This window comes from Streptomyces sp. NPDC002566, from assembly GCF_042889585.1.
Classification (GTDB): Bacteria; Actinomycetota; Actinomycetes; order Streptomycetales; family Streptomycetaceae; genus Streptomyces.
In genome coordinates this window covers 718,124-736,630 of sequence record NZ_JBIARD010000002.1, presented here as the reverse complement: position 1 = coordinate 736,630, position 18,507 = coordinate 718,124, and the positions used below count along the sequence as shown (strand labels likewise).

Sequence of the window (18,507 nt, the reverse complement as noted above, 5' to 3'; positions counted from 1 at the left end):
CCGCACACCGGTCACGGGGGCCTCGGCCCGCTCCCACGCCCGTCGCTCACCCCGTCGACACAGAAGCCAGCACCGGCACGTGGTCGCTCGCGTAACGGCCGTCCAGCGTGAACGTGTCGACCCAGCTGCGGTGGACCGTCACCCCCGGCGTCGCCAGGATCCAGTCGATCCGGGGGCCGCCCGGCCGCAGCGGCCGGTACGCGTGGAACGTCCCGAAGGCCTCGCCGCGCTCGCGCGCCGTGTCCCAGGTGTCGACGAGACCGGCGCCCAGCAGCGTGTCGTACACCGGGGAACCGTGCGCGGGGACGTTGAAGTCGCCGGTCACCAGCAACGGCAGGGCCGGGTCGAACTCCGCGATCCGGGAGGCGATCAGGGCCGCGCCGCGCTCCCGCGCGTACCGGCTCCTGTGATCGAGGTGGGTGTTCAGGAGGCAGAACTGCCGCCCTCCGGCCCGCACATCGCGGAAACGGACCCACGTGACCATGCGGGGATGCATGCCGCCCCAGGTGTTGGAGCCGTGCACCTCCGGCGTGTCCGACAGCCAGAAGTGGGCGTGCTCCAGCGGGGTGAGCCGTCGCGTGTCGTAGAAGACGGCCATGGACTCCTGGTCCCCGCCGCCGCGCCCGGTGCCGATCCAGTCGAAGTGCGGCCCCAAGTCCGCCTCGATGTCGCGCAGTTGCGGCGGCTCGCCCTCCTGGGTGCCGATGACGTGGGGCGCCGCGCCCCGTAACAGCGCGCGCATCGCCGGACGACGGCTCGCCCAGCTGTACGGTTCCTTGGCGCTGGGAAAGCGGAGGTTGAACGTCATGACCGCCAGCGGCGGGTACCGCACGGGCGCCGCCTGACCCTCGTCGTCGGCCTCGGCCTCGGCTTCCCCTGGCCGGTCGCGGGCCGCGGAGGAGCGGCACGTCCCGAGCAGGGGCACCGCGAAGGCCGCCGCCACGGTCCTCAGCCCCGTGCGACGCGTGATTGCCCCGGTGTCCGCCATGTGCTTCCTCCCTGATGATCCAGGATGCGGGTGCGAGCCGCCGTGCGGAAGGGGAATCAGGTGACTGGGGGAAAGCGGGGGGCGGAACAGGGTGTTGACCGACGCGAAGATCCACGGATAGCTTCACTCTACGGATTGTTGATTCCGTACACCGGAAAAGAGGAGGTCGCGGAATGGGACACGGCCGGCAGGAGACGGTGGCCACGAGCCTTCCGGCAGCCGTCACCGAGGCCCTCGGCGCCTCCCTCGCACCCGTCGACGCCGAACTCGACCGCCGATACCCCGGCGACCCCGGCACCCGCCAGCCCGTCCACACCGTCTACGTCCCCGGCGACGCCTTCACCGCCGGCACCGTCCGCTCCTGGGGCGACCAGGCCCTCGCCGCCCTCGACGAACACGCCCCCGACGCCGCCGCCCTCGCCGCCGTCCTCGAACTGCCCCGCGACCTCGCCGAGGACGTGTACGCGCGCGTGCGCGCCAAGCTGGCCCGCGAACCCGTCGAGGACCTGCGCGTCGACTTCGAGGACGGCTACGGCGTCCGCCCCGACGCCGAGGAGGACGAGGCCGCCGCCCGCGCCGCCCGGCTGATCGCCGAGGCCCACGCCCGGGGCACCGCCACCCCCTGTGCCGGCATCCGCATGAAATGCATGGAGGCCGCCGTCCGCGACCGCGGCATCCGCACCCTCGACGTCTTCCTCACCGGCCTCACCGCGGCGGGCCCCCTGCCCGGCGGACTGCTGCTCACCCTGCCCAAGGTGACCTACCCGCAGCAGGTCACCGCCATGGTCCGGCTCCTGGAGGCCTTCGAGAAGGCACACGGACTCACCCCCGGCCGGCTCGGCTTCGAGATCCAGATCGAGACCAGCCAGGCCATCCTCGCCACCGACGGCACCGCCACCGTCGCCCGCATGATCCAGGCCGCCGAGGGCCGGGCCACGGGCCTGCACTACGGCACCTTCGACTACAGCGCCTGCCTCGGCGTCTCCGCCGCCCACCAGGCGAGCGACCACCCGGCCGCCGACCACGCCAAGGCGGTCATGCAGGTCGCCGCGGCCGGCACCGGCGTACGCGTCTGCGACGGCTCCACCAACGTCCTGCCGGTCGGCCCCACCGAGCGGGTACACGAAGCCTGGCGGCTGCACTACCGCCTCACCCGCCGCGCTCTCGCCCGCGCCTACTACCAGGGCTGGGACATGCACCCGGGCCACCTCCCGACCCGCTACGCCGCCGTCTACGCCTTCTACCGCGAGGGATTCGCCCAGGCCGCCGAGCGGCTTACGCGCTACGCCCACCGGCGCACCGGGGACGTCATGGACGAGCCGGCCACCGCCAAGGCCCTCAGCGGCCATCTGCTGCGCGGGCTGGACTGCGGCGCGCTCGACCCCGAGGAGGTGACGGGCGCGACGGGGCTCACGCGGGCCGCACTGGAGGCGCTCGCCGCACCGCGCCCGAGCGGCCTCACGGCGTCCTGAGCCGGAGGGCGCGGCCGGCCGCCCTGAGCCGGGAGGCCGGCCGGACGACACCGCCCGGCCGGCCACCCGCTGCGGACTACTGCTCGGGGAAGGTGTACGGGGTGGTGATGATCTCCATCCCGTGACCCGCCGGGTCCATGAAGTACAGCCCGCGGCCGCCGTGGTGGTGGTTGATCTCGCCCGGCTGCCTGCCGTGCGGATCGGCGAAGTACGTGATCCCCGCCTGCCTGATCCGGCCGAACGCCGCGTCGAACTCCTCGTCGGAGAGGAGGAACGCGTAGTGCTGCATGACGATCTTCTCCGCGGGGATCGCGGCGAAGTCCAGGGTGACGCCGTTGGCGGTGGTGACGGGGACGAACGGGCCCCATTCGGTGCCGACTTCGAGTCCCAGGACGTGGGCGAGGAACTCGGCGGACTCCCGGTTGTCACGGGAGTGGACGATGGTGTGATCGAGCTTGACGGACATGAGTGGAATGCCTCCGTAAGGCAAACTCACGGGCACCTCCATGCCTCACCCGGACGGTGACCGACACGCGATGCCGTGCGCTCACCCTAACGGAGGATCAGGTGTACGCGCCCGGCATATCGACCGCTCAGTCGGCCGGCGGCGTCTCGCCCGAGCCGCGGGCGACGAGCCGCGTCGGCAGCACGACACGCTCAGGGGCCGTGAGGGTGCCGTCCAGCTGCCGGAAGAGCCGCTCGGCGGCGGTGCGGCCGATGGCGGCCGCGTCCTGGGCGACCACCGTGACGCCCGGCTGCAGCAGATCCGCCAGCTCCAGGTCGTCGAAGGCGACCAGTGCGACCGGACGCTCCCGCCCGGCCAGCACCCGGAGCACGGTGACCGTCACCCGGTTGTTGCCCGAGAAGATCGCCGTGACCGGCTCCGGCCCCGACAGCATCTCCTGCGCGGCCCGGCGCACCCGGTCCGGCTCCGTCACCCCCAGGGACGTCCAGGCGTCCGCCACCGGAATGCCCGCCTCCCGCATCGCCGTCCGGTAGCCCCGCAGCCGCTCGGCGGCCGTGTGGATGCGCGGCATGTCGCCGATGAACCCGATCCGGCGGTGCCCGTGCGCGACGAGATGCGCGACCCCCTCCCGGGCGCCCCCGAAGTTGTCCGACAGCACACAGTCCGCGTCGATCCGGCAGGCCGGCCGGTCGACGAACACCGTCGCCACTCCCGCCCTGATCTCCGGCTCCAGGTACCGGTGGTCGTCCCCGGCCGGGATGACCAGCAGCCCGTCCACCCGGCGCGCGCACAACGCCAGCGCCAACTCCTGCTCACGCTCCGGGTCCTCGGCGCTGGAGCCGTTGATCAGCAGCGCGCCGTGCGCCCGGGCCACCTCCTCCACCGCGCGGCTGAGCATGCCGTAGAAAGGGTCGGCGAGATCCTCCAGCACGAGCCCGATGCTCGAGGTACGGCCCTTGCGCAGCACGCGCGCGCTGTCGTTGCGGCGGAAGCCGAGCGCGTCGATCGCCTCCTGGACGCGCCGCTCCGTCTCCGGCCTGACGCCCGGTTCGTCGTTCACCACGCGGGAGACGGTCTTCAGTCCGACCCCGGCCCGCGCCGCGACGTCCTTCATGGTGGGACGGTTCCCGTAACGAGTTCCCGAGCTGCCGGCAGGGCGGCGGGGCGTCTCTGGCACGATGCGGTGTCCTGTCCTTCTGTCCACGGCTACAGGGGCCCGGGCTCGCACGGACGAACGAGGGCCTCGGAGATCGTATGACGATGTGGCGTCGAGCATAGGGCCTGGACAACGTTGTCATGCACGGGGAGACTGTCTCGTCATGGATCCCGACGGTCGACGGGGGAGAACCGAGACTGATGCGCACCGACCTCGTGGCAGCGCTGGACATAGGCGGCACCAAGATCGCGGGAGCGCTGGTGGACCGCACCGGCGCCATCCTGACCCGCGCCCAGCGGCCCACGCCCGCCCAGGAGGACGGCGACACCGTGATGCGGGCCGTCGAGGAGGTGCTCGCCGACCTGACGGCCTCGCCCCTGTGGGAGCGCGCGCACGCCCTCGGCATCGGCAGCGCCGGCCCTGTGGACGCCTCCGCCGGCACCGTCAGCCCCGTCAACGTGCCCGGCTGGCGCGACTTCCCCCTCGTCGAACGTGTCCGGGCCGCGACCGGCCACCTCCCCGTCGAGCTGATCGGCGACGGCGTGGCGATCACCGCCGCCGAGCACTGGCAGGGCGCCGCCCGCGGCCACGACGACGCGCTGTGCATGGTGGTCTCCACCGGTGTCGGCGGCGGCCTGGTGCTGAACGGCCGGCTGCACCCCGGCCCCACCGGCAACGCGGGCCACATCGGCCACATCAGCGTCGACCTCGACGGCGACCCGTGCCCCTGCGGCGCGCGCGGCTGCGTCGAGCGGATCGCCAGCGGCCCCAACATCGCACGCCGGGCCCTGGAGAACGGCTGGCAGCCCGGCCCGGACGGGGACGCCTCGGCGGCCGCGGTGGCCGCCGCCGCGCGCGCGGGCGACCCCGTCGCGACCGCCTCCTTCGAGCGCGCCGCCCGGGCGCTGGCCGCCGGCATCGCCGCCACCGCCACCCTCGTCGAGATCGACATCGCGGTGATCGGCGGAGGCGTCGGCAAGGCGGGCGACGTGCTCCTGACACCCCTGCGGCGCGCCCTGGCCGACTACGCGACGCTCTCCTTCGTCCAGCGCCTGAAAGTGGTGCCCGCCCAGATGGGCACGGACGCGGGCCTGGTCGGCGCCGCGGCGGCGGCACTGGCCGGCGGGACGGGGGCCCGGGCGGGGGTATGAGGGGCAGGGGGCCAGGGGAGTGCGCCGCCTGACCACGGCGCAGACGGAGGCGTGACCTCAGGGCGGCTTCGTAGTTGTTCCGGGCATGAAGAAGCGCAGCATGCTCGCCATCGCCTCACTCGCCACCGGCTTCGTCGTCGCGGCGATCACCCCCTCGCACAGCACGGCCGGTGAGGAATTCGACGGGCTGAACGTCGGCGACACCCTCAGCACCCTCGACCACACCGTCGCCGCCGACAGCCTCGCCGTGGACGAGGGCACCCTCGGCGACTGACCCGCCCCCGCACGACGGCGTGACGCCGGTCCCCGGCCCGCGGGGACCGGCGTCGCCGTGTCACGCGCCCTCAACGCGACGCGGTTTCCGTGGCAGGGTGGAGCGGGCAAGCCCCAGGGGGCCGACCGAAGAGGGGGACACGTGACCGTCGTCTGGATCAACGGCGCGTTCGGTGCGGGGAAGACCACCGCCGCACGGGAACTGATCGACCTGATCCCGAACAGCACGCTCTTCGACCCCGAGGTCATCGGCGCGGCGCTCCCGCACCTGCTGCCGGCCAAACGCCTCGCCGAGGCCGGCGACTTCCAGGACCTCCCGATCTGGCGCCGACTCGTCATCGACACCGCCGCCGCGCTCCTCGGCGAGCTCGGCGGCACCCTCGTCGTCCCCATGACCCTGCTGCGCCAGGAGTACCGCGACGAGATCTTCGGCGCCCTCGCCGCCCGCCGCATCCCCGTCCGGCATGTGCTCCTGGCCCCGGCTGAAACGATCCTGCGCGGGCGGATAGCCGAGCGGGACGTCCCGCCCGACCTCCCCGACGGCGAGATGCGCGTACGGCAGTGGTCGTACGACCACATCGAACCGTACCGAGCCGCCCTCGCCTCCTGGCTCACCGCCGACGCCCACCTTGTCGACACCAGCGCCCTCACCCCGTACGAGACCGCCCTCCGCATCGCGGAGGCCGTCGGCGCCGGAACCGTCCCCGTCTGCGAGATCGTGCAGACCCCCGAACCCACCGGCGAGACCGTGGCCGCCGGCGTGCTGCTCTTCGACGAGCACGACCGCGTCCTCCTCGTCGACCCCACCTACAAGCCCGGCTGGGAGTTCCCCGGCGGAGTCGTGGAACCGGGGGAGGCGCCCGCACGCGCCGGAATGCGCGAGGTGCGGGAGGAGACCGGCGTCCAATTGGACGAGGCGCCCCGGCTGCTCGTCGTCGACTGGGAACGGCCCACGCCCCCCGGATACGGCGGTCTGCGCTTCCTCTTCGACGGCGGCCCCCTCGACCCCGCCGCCGTCGCGGGCCTGCTGCTGCCCGGCCCCGAACTGCGCGCCTGGCGCTTCGTGACCGAGGAGGAGGCCGCCCACCTGCTGCCCCCGGTCCGCTACGAGCGCCTGCGCTGGGCCCTGCGCGCACGGGAACGGGGCGCCGCCCTCTACCTGGAGGCCGGCACACCGGTCGGCTGACGGACCGGGCACGGGGCGGACACCGTGCCCCGCACGTACGTCACCGCATGGCCCCGGACCTGTCCGCCGCCTCACGGAGGACGTCCGAGGCGTTCTCCGTCACCGGGCTGCCGTGGCCGAAGCAGGCGGTGCGCGTGTCGAGGGCGGCCAGACGGTGGAGAGCGGCGAGCACCCGGGAGCCGTCGAGGTTGAAGACGCCGGGCACGACCGACCCGTCGACCGGCGAGGCCGCGATCGTGTCGCCCGTGAACAGCACGCCCTGATGGGGGAGATGGAGCGCGATACTGCCGTCGGTGTGCCCGGGGACGTGCAGCACGTGCGCACCGCCACCGAAGGCGAGCACATCGCCGTCGGACAACTCCGAGACCTGTGAAGGCCGTTGGAAGTCGCCTTCGGGCAACAGCCGCAGGGCGGCCGCGTGCAGAGGGCGCTCCCAGTCCAGCAACACCGGCGGCGGAGCCGGGACTTCGCGGCGCAGGACGGCCGCGTCCGCGCTGTGCGCCAGCACCTCGGCCCCCGACAGCGCGGCGAACTCGGCGGCCCCGCCCGCGTGGTCCTCGTGGAAGTGGGTGAGCACCACCCGCCGTACGGCCCCGGGGGAGTGCCCCAGGGCCGTGACCGCGTCGGCGATCACCCGGCCGGAGCCGGCCGGCCCGGCGTCGACGAGCGTCAACTCGTCACCGTCACACCACAGATAGGCCTGACCGACCGGGAAACGCAGCAGGTGCAGACGGGGCAGCAGCTCGATGATGTCCATGAGCCGACCCTAGGCAGGACCCCGCCCGGCGGGCAGCGCCTTCTGCCGAGGGCAGAGCGGGCGGATCAGCTCGCCGCGTAGGTGCGCAGGAACAACGCCTCCGCCACCGACAGCCGCTCCAGCTCCTCCGGGGAGACGCTCTCGTTGACCGCGTGGATCTGCGCCTCCGGCTCGCTCAGCCCGATGAGGAGGATCTCCGCCTGCGGGTACAGCGCCGCGAGCGTGTTGCACAGCGGGATGGACCCGCCCTGGCCGGCGTACTGCATCTCCTGACCCGGGTAGGCCACCGCCATCGCCTCGGCCATCGCCGCGTACGCCGGGCTCGTCGTGTCGGCGCTGAACGGCTGGCCCTGCCCGATCTGCTCCGTCCGCACCCGCGCGCCCCACGGCGTGTGCGCCTCCAGGTGGGCTTCGAGCAGCTTCGTCGCCTCGGCCGCGTCCCGGCCCGGCGGCACCCGCAGGCTGATCAGCGCGCGGGCGCTCGCCTGCACCGACGGGGTGGCGCCGACGACCGGCGGGCAGTCGATGCCGAGGACCGTGACCGCCGGACGCGCCCAGATGCGGTCGGCGACCGTCCCCGAGCCGATCAGCTCGACGCCGTCCAGGACCTTGGCGTCCCGGCGGAACTGCTCCTCCTCGTACGCCAGCCCCTCCCACGGCTCGCCGTCGGTCAGACCGTCGACGGTCGTCGAGCCGTCCTCGGCGCGCAGCGAGTCCAGGACGCGGATCAGCGCGCCGAGCGCGTCGGGGGCGGCCCCGCCGAACTGGCCGGAGTGCAGGTTGCCCGCCAGTGTGTCGATCGTCACCCGCATCATGGTCATACCGCGCAGGGTGGAGGTGACCGTGGGCAGACCGACCCGGAAGTTACCCGCGTCGCCGATGACGATCGTGTCGGCGGCCAGCAGCTCCGGGTGCTGTTCGGCGTACCGCTCCAGACCGCCCGTGCCCTGCTCCTCGGAACCCTCGACGATCACCTTCACGTTCACCGGGACCCCGCCGTCCGCCTTGAGGGCGCGCAGCGCGAGCAGATGCATGATGAAGCCGCCCTTGCAGTCGGCGGCGCCCCGCCCGTACCAGCGGCCGTCCCGCTCGGTCAGCTCGAACGGCGGCGTGTCCCAGCCGGCCTCGTCCAGCGGCGGCTGCACGTCGTAGTGCGCGTAGAGCAGCACCGTCTTCGCGCCCTCGGGGCCGGGCAGGAAGCCGTACACGGACTGGGTGCCGTCCGGCGTGTCCAGCAGCGCCACGTCCTCGAAGCCCTCGACACGCAGCGCCGCCGCTATCCAGTTCGCGGCCGCCTCGCTCTCGCTCCGTGGGAACTGGTCGAAGTCCGCCACCGACCTGAACGCCACCAGTTCGGTGAGTTCCGCCTTCGCCCGGGGCATCAGAGAGGCGACGGTCTCGGCGACCGGATTCGACGACATGGGCACGCTCCTCGTGGGTGCGACGTTGTACCTGCGGGTGCCGTCGATCCTCCCACAGCGGACGGCGGCGATCTCCGCCGTAGGATGCGTGGGACAGGTGCGGCAAGCGGCTTGATCGGGAGCAGTAGACCATCGTGAGCAGCGAGAACTCTTCGGCGGACGACGTGCAGCGGGTGTGGGACGTCGTCGTGGTGGGCGCGGGACCCGCGGGGGCTTCGGCCGCCTACGCGGCGGCGGTCACGGGGCGGCGCGTGCTGTTGCTGGAGAAGGCGGAGCTGCCCCGCTACAAGACGTGCGGCGGCGGCATCATCGGACCTTCGCGCGACGCGCTGCCACCGGGCTTCGAGCTGCCCTTCCGCGACCGGGTGCACGCGGTGACCTTCTCCCACAACGGGCGCTTCGCCCGCACCCGACGCTCCCGGCAGATGCTGTTCGGGCTGATCAACCGGCCCGAGTTCGACCAGCAGCTCGTCGAACACGCCCAGAAGGCGGGCGCCGAGCTGCGCACCGGCGTCACCGTGCAGCGCGTCGAGCAGCACGGCTCGTCGGTGCCGGACCGGCGCACGGTCGCGGTCGTCCTCCAGGGCGGCGAGACGCTCCTGGCGCGCGCGGTCGTCGGCGCGGACGGCAGCGCCAGCCGCATAGGAGCGCACGTCGGCGTGAAGCTCGACCAGGTGGACCTGGGCCTCGAAGCGGAGATCCCGGTGCCGGAGACCGTCGCCGAGGACTGGAAGGGGCGGGTCCTCATCGACTGGGGCCCGATGCCCGGCAGTTACGGCTGGGTGTTCCCCAAGGGCGACACGCTGACCGTCGGCGTGATCTCCGCGCGCGGTGAAGGCGCGGCCACCAAGCGCTACTTGGAGGACTTCATCGGCCGGCTGGGCCTCGCCGGCTTCGAACCGAGCATCTCCTCCGGCCACTTGACCCGCTGCCGCGCCGACGACTCCCCGCTCTCCCGAGGGCGCGTGCTGGTCTGCGGCGACGCCGCGGGCCTGCTGGAGCCGTGGACCCGTGAGGGCATCTCCTTCGCGCTGCGCTCGGGCCGGTTGGCCGGCGAGTGGGCGGTCCGCATCGCGGAGGCGCACGACGCGGTGGACACCCGCCGTCAGGCCCTGAACTACGCGTTCGCCGTCAAGGCGGGCCTCGGCGTGGAGATGAGCGTCGGCAAGCGGATGCTCGCCGCCTTCGAACGCCGGCCCGGCCTCTTCCACGCGGCGCTGACCGGCGTGCGCCCGGCCTGGCGGGCGTTCACGGACATCACCCGCGGCCGGACCACGCTGGGCGAGCTGGTGCGCTCGCATCCGATGGCCCAGCGCGCGCTGAACGTCATGGACCGGTGGGTGGGGGCCGGCGGGACGCAGGAGCCCCGCGAGGCCCGGTCTCTGGAAGGCCAGTCCGGGGAGGGCCGGTCCCGGGAGGACTGAGGCGGGGCGCCGGGAGGCAGCTCACGGGGGACGTCGGGCCCAGTCAGGGACGGTCGTCGACCGTGATCCGGAACACCGGGTGGTCGCCCGCCGCGGCGGTGATCTCGGCGTCGGTGGACTTGGCGGTCACCCCGTCGAAGTACTGGTTGACCTCCCAGCCCCACTTCTCCAGGTAGGTCCGCAGGACCGGGAGCTTCTCCTCGTCGGGAAGCTCCACCGCGGAGAACGTGTGCACCTTGCGCCCCACACGCAGCTCGCCGCCCCCGGCCGCGCGCATGTTGCGCACCCACTGGGAGTGACCCCGCGCCGAGACCAGGTACCGCGCGCCCTCGTATGTGTGCGGGTTGACGGGGATACGCTGCATCCTGCCGCTCTTGCGGCCCCGCACGGACATCTCGGCCGTGCCGGCGAGGCTCACGCCGTGCCGGGCCAGCCAGCCGACGACGTTGTTAAAGCGGGTGTTGAGCCTGCTGCTCTGGATGTAGTACGGCGTCGACATGATGGCCCCCAGCGGTGAGTGAGCGGTTCCGAGAGCGGTGCTCTCGTTTCCCTTGCGAGGAGTCTGCACCGGATGGATGCTCCAAAGCAAGAGCAGTGCTCTCTTTTGTGTGCGGCAATCTCGCTGCGGATCGCCGCTCTCGAATGTGTGCGGTGCTCCGCCCGTCGTGCGACACTGCCCCCATGAGCAGCACCACTCAAGGCGCGCGCGCCCGCGCCCGCATCGAAGTCACCGCCGCCATCAAGGACGAGGCCCGTCGGCAGCTCGCGGCCGAAGGCGCCGCCAAGCTCTCCCTGCGTGCCGTGGCCCGCGCGCTCGGCATGGTCTCCTCCGCGCTGTACCGGTACTTCCCCAGCCGCGACGACCTGCTCACCGCGCTCATCATCGACGCCTACGACTCCCTCGGCGAGAGCGCCGAGACCGCGCACGCCGCCGTCGCGGACGCCGGCCCCCTCCGGCGCTGGGTGGCGGTCTGCGAGGGGGTGCGCGGCTGGGCGTTGGCGCATCCCCACGAGTACGCGCTGATCTACGGGTCGCCGGTGCCCGGCTACAGCGCACCCGACACGACCATCCCCGCCGCCTCCCGCGTAGGCCTCCTCTTCATCGGCATCCTGCGCGACGCCCGCCTGAGCGCCGGCGGAACCGAACTTCCGCCGCTCCCCGACGAGTTGCGCACCGAGGCCGACCGTATGGCCGCCGACCTCGCACCCGACCTGCCCCCGGAGACGGTCGCCGCGCTGGTCGCGGCCTGGGCGCAGCTGTACGGCCTGGTGGGATTCGAACTGTTCGGGCAGTTCCACCGGGTGGTCGAGGACCGCGAGCCGTTCTTCCGCCACGCGGCCACCCGTCTGGCCCATGGCGTGGGACTGGGCTGAACCGCCCCGGCAACGGGGGCAGTTGAGGTGGGCGCGACTGCCGCAGCGGTCGAGCGGCGCTGACGCGGCGCCCCGCGAAGACCCCGGCTGAACGGGCCGCGTCTACGCGTCGGGGTGGGCGCCGCAGCGCGAGTCGGGGTGGGCGCCGCTCGGCCGTGAGGCGTCGGGGCGGAAGCCGACGAGCACGCTCACCACGCGCGCCGCGAACACCAGGGGCGCGAGCACGTACCCCGTACGGATGAGCAACACCTCGATGCCGGACGGGAGTCGGAACAGCAGAGCCGGGCCGACGACCGCCCCGAAGATCACTGCTGCCGCGAACGCCGCGCTGAACAGCGCGTACCCGATCTCGACGGTGACCGCGTCCCGCCGCGCCTGCCGGCGTCGTCCCCCGTACTCGCTCATCCCGCAAGTCTCACAGGCGTGCGCCCGGCGGAACAACCGCCCCGCCGGGCACACGCTGGAGGCGTCTTCCTAGTCGTGGACCGGCACCCGCTCCGCTTCCGGCTTCCGCACCGTGGACTCGACGACGACATCGCTCGAGGACCGTGCGACCGGCACCGTCGGACCGGGGCGGCGGGTGCGCAGGCCGGTCAGGCTGATCAGGAGACCCAGGGCGGCGATGGCGGTGACCACCGTCAGGCCGGGGCGGTAACTGTCCAGCACGGCCTGCGGGGTGGGATCGGCGGGGGCGCCGGCGGTGACCACCGCCGTCACCACGGCGAGGAAGATCGCCCCGCCCACCTGCACAGAGGTGTTCAGCAGGCCGGAGACCATGCCCTGCTCCCGGTCCTCGACGCCGTTGGTGGCCTGGATGTTGAGCGAGGGGAAGACCAGGGCGCAGGCCGCGCCGATGAGCAGCATGCTCGGCAGGATCACGGCCGCGTACACCGGGTCCAGGTCGACGCGCAGGAACAGCGCGTAGCCGACGACCATGAGCGCGAACCCGGCCGTGATCAGCCGCGGGGTGCCGAAGCGGTCCACGACCGAGCCGACCTTGGTCGAGGAGAGCGCGACCAGAGCGCCCGCCGGCAGGAACGCGAGCGCCGTGTGCAGCGCCGACCAGTCCAGCAGCGTCTGCATGTAAAGAGTGGCCAGGAACTGGAAACCGACGTAAGAGCCGAAGAACGTCATCGCGCCGAGCTGGGCGCGAACCTGGCTGCCCGAACGCAGCACGCCGAGCCGGATCAGCGGGCTGGGCGAGCGCCGCTCGACGAGGACGAAGACGCTCAGCAGCACGGCGACGGCGAGGAAGGACAGCAGAGTCCGGGCGGACGCCCACCCGGCCTCCGGCGCCTGGACCACGGTGAACACCAGCAGGAGCATCGACGCGGTGCCGAGGACGGCGCCGGGGACGTCGTAGCCGTCGTGACCCCGCTCGCGAGCGCTGCGCGGCAGCAGTTTCAGGCCGGCGACCAGGGCGATCAGGGCGATCGGCGCGGGAAGCAGCATGGTGAGGCGCCAGCTGGCCTCGGTCAGCAGGCCGGAGAGGACCAGGCCCATGGAGAAGCCGGTGGCGGCGCAGGTGGTGTAGATGGAGAGCGCGCGGTTGCGCAGCGGGCCCTCCGGGAACGTCGTGGTGATGATCGACAGACCGGCGGGGGCGGTGAAGGCCGCGCTGAGCCCCTTGATGAACCGGCTGGCGATCAGCAGCGGGCCGGAGTCCACCAGTCCGCCGAGCAGTGAGGCGAGCGCGAAGACGCCGAGGGCGACCAGGAAGACCTGACGGCGGCCCAGCAGGTCAGCGGTGCGGCCGCCGAGGAGGAGCAGACCGCCGTAGCCCAGGATGTAGCCGCTGACGATCCATTGCAGTGTCGAGGTGGACAGCCCGAGGTCGGCGCCGATGGACGGCAGGGCGACGCCGACCATCGACACGTCCAGCGCGTCGAGGAACATCGCGGCGCAGAGCACCAGCAGGGTTCCCCACAGGCGCGGCGTCCAGCGGACCTCCGGGAGGCGGGGTGCGGGGGAGGGGAGCGGAGAGGACATGCCGCAGACACTACATGCATCTGCATCGAATGCAAACGCATTTAATTCGGATGCAATCAAACCCCTTCTCTGCTACGGTGCGGCCCATGGTGGGGAAGAAGGCCGAGCAGGCGCTCGTGGAAGAGTGGCGGGACATCCTGTCGCTGCACGCCCGCACCCAGTGCGAGCTGGACCGGGCCCTGCACCAACACGGCCTGTGCGGCAGTGACTTCGAGGTGCTCGACGTCCTCGCCGCGAGCGCCGCGACCGACCCGGGCGGAGCCTGCGCCTTCCGTGTCCAGGAGATCGCCGACCGGGTCCACCTCAGTCAGAGTGCGCTGTCGCGGCTGATCGCCCGGCTGGAGAAGGACGGCCTCGTCGAGCGCGGGATGTGCGCCGAGGACCGCAGGGGCGTACGGGTGGCCCTCACCGGCAAGGGGCGCGCACTGCACGACGAGGTGCTGCCGGTCCAACGTGCCGTGCTGACACGGATGTTGTCGGACTGACGGCCCGTCCCCTCCGGTGGTCCCAGGATGGCCGAAACGGCGCGGTGCGCTGCCCTCGGGCGCTCTGACGTGCCTTTCCCCAGGGCGAGTTGACTTAGGTTGGGGTTTCCGATCACCACCCTGAGCGCGCAGGAGGCCTCGCCGTGCCGGAACCCGCCCCCCAGACCACCGCCGGCGCCCCCGCCCGGATCGACACGTCCAAGCCCCACTCGGCCCGGTTCTGGAACTACTTCGTGGGCGGCAAGGACAACTACGAGGTCGACCGGGAGATCGGCGACCACATCAAGGAGATCTTCCCCGGCCTCGTCGACGTGGCCGTCACCAGCCGCCACTTCCTCGGCCGTGCGGTGCGTCATCTGGCCGTCGATCAGGGCATCCGGCAGTTCCTGGACGTCGGCACCGGCCTGCCGACCGCCGACAACACCCACGAGGTCGCCCAGCGGGCCGCCCCGGACGCCCGCATCGTCTACGTCGACAACGACCCCATCGTCCTCGCCCACGCGAACGCCCTGCTCACCAGCACCCCCGAGGGCCGCACGGCCTATCTCGACGCCGACCTCCACCAGCCCGAGAAGGTCACAGAGGCCGCCCGCAGCACCCTCGACCTCAGCCGTCCGGTAGCCCTGATGATCCTCAACACCCTCGGCCATGTCGCCGACCACGAGCAGGCCCGCGACCTCGTGCGCCGGCTCATGGCCGGCCTGCCGTCGGGCAGCTACCTGGTCATCAGCGACAGCACCGCGACCAGCGAAGGCATGATCGCCGCGTCCGACGCCTACAACGCCAGCGGCGCGGTGCCGTACTACGTACGCGGCGTCGACGAGATCGCCGGGTTCTTCGAAGGACTCGACCTGGTCGAACCGGGTGTCGTCCGAGTTCCCGAGTGGCGTCCGGACGCGGGTGATCCGGCCAACTCGGCCGTCGCCGTGGACGCTTACTGCGGGGTGGCACGCAAGAAGTAGGAGACGAAGAGAAGTCAGGGCGGCCGACGGCCGGGGTGCGGAGCTTGCGCACCCCGGCCGTCCGTCGATTCCTCGCTGCGCCGGTCTGGCGAAACAGCCTGACAGCGACGACAGTTGACGCCCCGCACATTGCACGGCCCGCCCCCTCGGACCCCCGACCGTGGACCCCCGTCCGGCGACCGGGGGCTCGGGGAGCACGCCTCATGGACGGCGAACCGCCCGTGGGCGCCGCCCCCACGGCCCCTGAACGGACCGGCATCCGCCCCACTCGGGTGCCGGTCCTCCCCGGCGGATCCGAACGGCTGGGCGTCGTTCCTGGTTGTCAGCCGCCGCCCGTGCCTATGGCCTGTCCGGCGGATCTTGGCTGAGGGTTGCCAGCAGGTGCGTAACCGGAGGGCTTTGGTCGTTCTTGCGCCAGGCGACGGCGACTCTCGTGCGAGCGGTGCTGGGCTCGATCCTGCGGAAGGCGACGCCTTTGAGGCGCATGCGTCGGATGCTCGCCGGGGCCAGGGAGACGCCCAGACCGGTTTCCACGAGCGCGCACACGGTTTGCCACTCCACCGCGTGCTGGGCTACCTGCGGTGTGAAGCCTGCTGCGGTGCACAGCCCGGTGATCTGGTCGTGCAGCTGTGGGCCGACCGCACGGGGCAGCAGCACGAAGGGCGAGTCCGCCAGCTGTGCAAGCTGCACGGTCCGTTGGGCTGCCAAAGGGTGGGCGGCCGGCAGGACGGCCACGAAGGGCTCGCTGAGTACCGTCCTGAACCCGAGCTCTGCCTCGCCGGCGGGGGGCTCACGCAGCAGGCCGATGTCGATGGTCTTGTCGTGCAGGGCGGCGATCTGCGGCGCGGTGGTCATCTCATGGATGTCCAGGTGCACACCGGGGAACCGCTGCCGGAAGGTGCGCAGCAGGCCAGGCAGGATGGTCAGGGCGAGGGAGGCGGCAAAACCGATCCGTAGACGGCCGGCCCGGCCACTGCCCACGGCCCTGGCTGTGGCCAGACCGTCCGCAAGGTCGGTGAGAGCCCGCCGCGCGGCGGGCAGCAGTTCGCGGCCGGCCGGGGTGAGCGTGACGCGTCCCGGTTGGCGGGTGAACAGCGCGTGACCGACCTTGTCTTCCAGTCGGCGGATCTGCTGGCTCAGCGGCGGCTGGGCGATGCCCAGGCGGGCGGCCGCGTGGCCGAAGTGGAGTTCCTCGGCGAGTACGACGAAGGCGTGCAGCTGTGGGAGGGGAAGTTCGGGACGCTCCATACGCCTAGAGATATCAGGCTATGACTACAGCTGTATTAGACGTATCTGTGCTGGTCGCTTAGCGTTCTGGGCATGACGGAGCGACGCGCGATCCTCAGCGGCTCGACCTTTGAGGAGGAGATCGGCTATGCCCGTGCCGTGGTCGACGGTGACTGGGTGCATGTGTCCGGGACGACCGGCTTCGACTACACCACCATGACGATCTCCGAGGACGTGGTGGTGCAGGCCGAGCAGTGCCTGCGCAACATCGAGGCCGCGCTGGCCGAGGCGAAGTGCGCCTTCGCCGACGTGGTGCGGGTGCGTTACTTGCTGCCCGACCGCGAAGACTTCGAGTCCTGCTGGCCGGTCCTGCGCCGCTGCTTCGGCGGCGTCCGGCCGGCCGCCACGATGCTCATGTGCGGCCTCTCAGACCCCCGCATGAAGATCGAGATAGAGGTGTACGCACGGAGGGCCACCGCGTAGCAGCCCGATCTGGGCTCAGGTAAAGGGGGCGTCGTGCCCGGCGGCGGGCGGGGTGATCTGACACATCATGAGTGGAATCGGCTGGAGCCGCTGCTGCCCAGCAGCGGACGGCCGGGCGGCCGGTGGAGCGACCACCGCACGGTGATCAACGGCATCCCCTATCGTCTGCGGACCGGCCTCCCCTGGCGTGACCTGCCTTCACAGTACGGGCCGTGGAAGACCGTTCCGGTACAGGATCCCGTGCGGCTCGGTCAGTTCGTGACCAGGTGGCAGACTTCGGCAGGTCCCGCACCGCGCGGTGGGGGCGGGCGCCCAGCGGAGAGGCAGCCGGCCGCCTCGACAGGCCGCGTGCGCAGCGCCTCGGACCTTCCGGCGCCCCGGCTCAACCTCGCTTGACGGCCTTCAGCACCACGAACTTCGGGTCACCCGCGACCAGTTCACTGTTGCCGAACAGCCGCCGCAGCTTGACGTGATAGCCCAGGTGACGGTTGCCCACCACCCACAGCTCGCCGCCCGGCCGCAGCGCGCGCCGCGCCCCGGTGAACATCCGCCACGCCGTCGCGTCGCTCGTGGCCTGGTGGGAGTGGAACGGCGGATTGTTCAGCACGAGGTCCACGCTGCCGTCCGCCACCCCCGCCAGCCCGTCCCCGACCCTGAACTCGGCCCGTCCGGGCGCGCCGTTGGCCTTGTACGTCGCCTCCGCCGAGGCCACGGCCTGGAACGACTCGTCCGTGAAGAGCACTTCGGCGCGCGGGTCGGCCAGCGCGACCGCCGTGCCCACGATGCCGTTGCCGCAACCCAGGTCGACGACCCGCCGCTCTCCCTGCGGCCGGGGCAGATGGCGCAGGAAGAACCGGGTGCCGATGTCGAGCCGGTCGGCGCAGAACACGCCCGCGTGGTTGACCACCGGACGGCCGGAAAGCGCACCGATGCCGTCGGGCAGGTCGTAGTGGTACGGCCAGGGGTTGGACGGGAGTTGCCGCTCCGGCGAGGCGTCCGGCGTGCAGAAGATCAGCCGGGCCTTCTGCCGGGCGAGCGAGGTCCGGGTGGGGCCGAGGATCCGCTCGAACAACTGGAGCGTAGAGGTGTGGATCTCCTTCACCATGCCGGCGCCGACGACGACCGTCCCCGCGTGCACCGAGGGCGCGAGGCGCAGCAGTTGGTCCTCCAGGAGCGCGAGACTCTTGGGCACCCGCACCAGCAGCACGTCGACGCGGGCGGGCACCGGATCCTGCGTGGTGAGCAGCCGGACCGTGCCGGGCGCGACGCCGTTGCGGGCGAGATTCGCCCGGGTGGCCTCCTGCCCCAGCCACGAGTCGGTGATCTGCGTCGCCCGCGGAGCCGGGCCCGGCGCTCCGGCGGGCCCCGTGGGCCCGTGCGCCGCGAGCGCCGTGACGAGCGCGCCCCAGCGGTCGCCGAGCACCACGACCGTCCCGTCCGCCGGCACGTCCTGCTCGGCGAGATGCCGGAGCAGATACGCGTCGGCGGCGTCCCAGGCACGCAGCCGGTCGCGCGGGTCCTCGGGGTGGCGGGCCAGCGTGAGCTCGCCCCAGGGAGTCGTCATACGGTCGTCCATCGTGCGTCAAGGCTAAGGGATCCTTGCACCATGCCCGTCCGGGTCGCGCGCGAGGCACCATGCCCGTCCGGACCGCGCGCGAGCCGCAGGTCAGGGCCGGTGGGGGAGGATGGAGTA

The 18,507-nt window shown here is 72.4% G+C and carries 19 protein-coding genes and 1 pseudogene; 10 read left to right on the top strand and 10 right to left on the bottom strand.

Annotated features, from left to right (window positions below; all coding sequences use genetic code 11):
- Window positions 1-46: 46 nt before the first annotated feature.
- A complete protein-coding gene (locus ACFYXA_RS10385) occupies window positions 47-988 on the bottom strand; it encodes an endonuclease/exonuclease/phosphatase family protein (protein ID WP_389030562.1) in 942 nt (313 codons plus the stop codon).
- 173 nt (window positions 989-1,161) lie between these two features.
- On the opposite strand from ACFYXA_RS10385, the gene ACFYXA_RS10380 reads away from it, so the two are divergent.
- Window positions 1,162-2,460: a DUF6986 family protein gene (locus ACFYXA_RS10380; protein WP_389030559.1), complete on the top strand. Its 1,299-nt coding sequence runs from the start codon at window positions 1,162-1,164 to the stop codon at window positions 2,458-2,460.
- A 76-nt stretch (window positions 2,461-2,536) separates the two neighbouring features.
- Here the strand turns inward: ACFYXA_RS10380 and ACFYXA_RS10375 are convergent, their stop codons facing one another.
- Together ACFYXA_RS10375 and ACFYXA_RS10370 are read right to left on the bottom strand one after the other, a co-directional pair.
- Complete coding sequence (locus ACFYXA_RS10375; protein ID WP_352246998.1) at window positions 2,537-2,926, bottom strand: VOC family protein; 390 nt, start codon at window positions 2,924-2,926, stop codon at window positions 2,537-2,539.
- Window positions 2,927-3,053: 127 nt separating this feature from the next.
- Window positions 3,054-4,130, bottom strand: a complete 1,077-nt coding sequence (locus ACFYXA_RS10370) for a LacI family DNA-binding transcriptional regulator (protein ID WP_389030555.1) — start codon at window positions 4,128-4,130, stop codon at window positions 3,054-3,056.
- Between the two features lie 152 nt (window positions 4,131-4,282).
- Between ACFYXA_RS10370 and ACFYXA_RS10365 the strand changes: the two genes are divergently transcribed.
- From ACFYXA_RS10365 to ACFYXA_RS10355, 3 genes are all read left to right on the top strand, one after another.
- A complete protein-coding gene (locus ACFYXA_RS10365) occupies window positions 4,283-5,233 on the top strand; it encodes an ROK family protein (protein WP_389030552.1) in 951 nt (316 codons plus the stop codon).
- Window positions 5,234-5,318: 85 nt separating this feature from the next.
- Window positions 5,319-5,507 carry a hypothetical protein gene (locus tag ACFYXA_RS10360; RefSeq protein ID WP_352246994.1) on the top strand — a complete coding sequence of 63 codons (189 nt, stop codon included), beginning with the start codon at window positions 5,319-5,321 and terminating at the stop codon, window positions 5,505-5,507.
- Window positions 5,508-5,648: 141 nt separating this feature from the next.
- Window positions 5,649-6,692, top strand: coding sequence for an NUDIX domain-containing protein (locus ACFYXA_RS10355; RefSeq protein WP_352246993.1), 1,044 nt, complete (start codon window positions 5,649-5,651; stop codon window positions 6,690-6,692).
- 40 nt (window positions 6,693-6,732) lie between these two features.
- Here ACFYXA_RS10355 and ACFYXA_RS10350 read toward each other — a convergent pair whose 3' ends face one another.
- Window positions 6,733-7,449, bottom strand: a complete 717-nt coding sequence (locus tag ACFYXA_RS10350) for an MBL fold metallo-hydrolase (RefSeq protein WP_389030547.1) — start codon at window positions 7,447-7,449, stop codon at window positions 6,733-6,735.
- Window positions 7,450-7,514: 65 nt separating this feature from the next.
- Window positions 7,515-8,870, bottom strand: a complete 1,356-nt coding sequence (locus ACFYXA_RS10345; protein WP_351088983.1) for a dipeptidase — start codon at window positions 8,868-8,870, stop codon at window positions 7,515-7,517.
- A gap of 134 nt (window positions 8,871-9,004) precedes the next feature.
- Here ACFYXA_RS10345 and ACFYXA_RS10340 point away from each other — a divergent pair, with 134 nt between their 5' ends.
- Window positions 9,005-10,294 (top strand): geranylgeranyl reductase family protein, encoded by a 1,290-nt coding sequence (locus ACFYXA_RS10340; RefSeq protein WP_389030542.1) that lies wholly within the window; start codon window positions 9,005-9,007, stop codon window positions 10,292-10,294.
- Window positions 10,295-10,337: 43 nt separating this feature from the next.
- Here ACFYXA_RS10340 and ACFYXA_RS10335 read toward each other — a convergent pair whose 3' ends face one another.
- Window positions 10,338-10,793 carry a nitroreductase/quinone reductase family protein gene (locus ACFYXA_RS10335; protein WP_389030539.1) on the bottom strand — a complete coding sequence of 152 codons (456 nt, stop codon included), beginning with the start codon at window positions 10,791-10,793 and terminating at the stop codon, window positions 10,338-10,340.
- Window positions 10,794-10,975: 182 nt separating this feature from the next.
- On the opposite strand from ACFYXA_RS10335, the gene ACFYXA_RS10330 reads away from it, so the two are divergent.
- Window positions 10,976-11,668 carry a TetR/AcrR family transcriptional regulator gene (locus ACFYXA_RS10330; protein WP_389030536.1) on the top strand — a complete coding sequence of 231 codons (693 nt, stop codon included), beginning with the start codon at window positions 10,976-10,978 and terminating at the stop codon, window positions 11,666-11,668.
- 102 nt (window positions 11,669-11,770) lie between these two features.
- Here ACFYXA_RS10330 and ACFYXA_RS10325 read toward each other — a convergent pair whose 3' ends face one another.
- Window positions 11,771-12,073 carry a DUF6332 family protein gene (locus tag ACFYXA_RS10325; RefSeq protein WP_389030533.1) on the bottom strand — a complete coding sequence of 101 codons (303 nt, stop codon included), beginning with the start codon at window positions 12,071-12,073 and terminating at the stop codon, window positions 11,771-11,773.
- 69 nt (window positions 12,074-12,142) lie between these two features.
- Complete coding sequence (locus ACFYXA_RS10320) at window positions 12,143-13,657, bottom strand: MFS transporter (protein ID WP_389030530.1); 1,515 nt, start codon at window positions 13,655-13,657, stop codon at window positions 12,143-12,145.
- Window positions 13,658-13,743: 86 nt separating this feature from the next.
- Between ACFYXA_RS10320 and ACFYXA_RS10315 the strand changes: the two genes are divergently transcribed.
- Entirely contained in the window at window positions 13,744-14,142 is a 399-nt protein-coding gene (locus ACFYXA_RS10315; protein WP_389030527.1) for a MarR family winged helix-turn-helix transcriptional regulator, read from the top strand.
- A gap of 143 nt (window positions 14,143-14,285) precedes the next feature.
- Window positions 14,286-15,104, top strand: a complete 819-nt coding sequence (locus ACFYXA_RS10310) for an SAM-dependent methyltransferase (RefSeq protein WP_389030524.1) — start codon at window positions 14,286-14,288, stop codon at window positions 15,102-15,104.
- A 339-nt stretch (window positions 15,105-15,443) separates the two neighbouring features.
- Here the strand turns inward: ACFYXA_RS10310 and ACFYXA_RS10305 are convergent, their stop codons facing one another.
- Window positions 15,444-16,352 (bottom strand): LysR family transcriptional regulator, encoded by a 909-nt coding sequence (locus tag ACFYXA_RS10305; protein ID WP_352246984.1) that lies wholly within the window; start codon window positions 16,350-16,352, stop codon window positions 15,444-15,446.
- 72 nt (window positions 16,353-16,424) lie between these two features.
- On the opposite strand from ACFYXA_RS10305, the gene ACFYXA_RS10300 reads away from it, so the two are divergent.
- Together ACFYXA_RS10300 and ACFYXA_RS10295 are read left to right on the top strand one after the other, a co-directional pair.
- A complete protein-coding gene (locus ACFYXA_RS10300; RefSeq protein ID WP_352246983.1) occupies window positions 16,425-16,814 on the top strand; it encodes a RidA family protein in 390 nt (129 codons plus the stop codon).
- Between the two features lie 33 nt (window positions 16,815-16,847).
- Window positions 16,848-17,039 (top strand): annotated as a pseudogene (locus ACFYXA_RS10295) (transposase); the annotation flags it as partial.
- Window positions 17,040-17,196: 157 nt separating this feature from the next.
- On the opposite strand, the gene ACFYXA_RS10290 reads toward ACFYXA_RS10295, so the two are convergent.
- Window positions 17,197-18,378 (bottom strand): methyltransferase, encoded by a 1,182-nt coding sequence (locus tag ACFYXA_RS10290; RefSeq protein WP_389030519.1) that lies wholly within the window; start codon window positions 18,376-18,378, stop codon window positions 17,197-17,199.
- Between the last annotated feature and the right edge of the window lie 129 nt (window positions 18,379-18,507).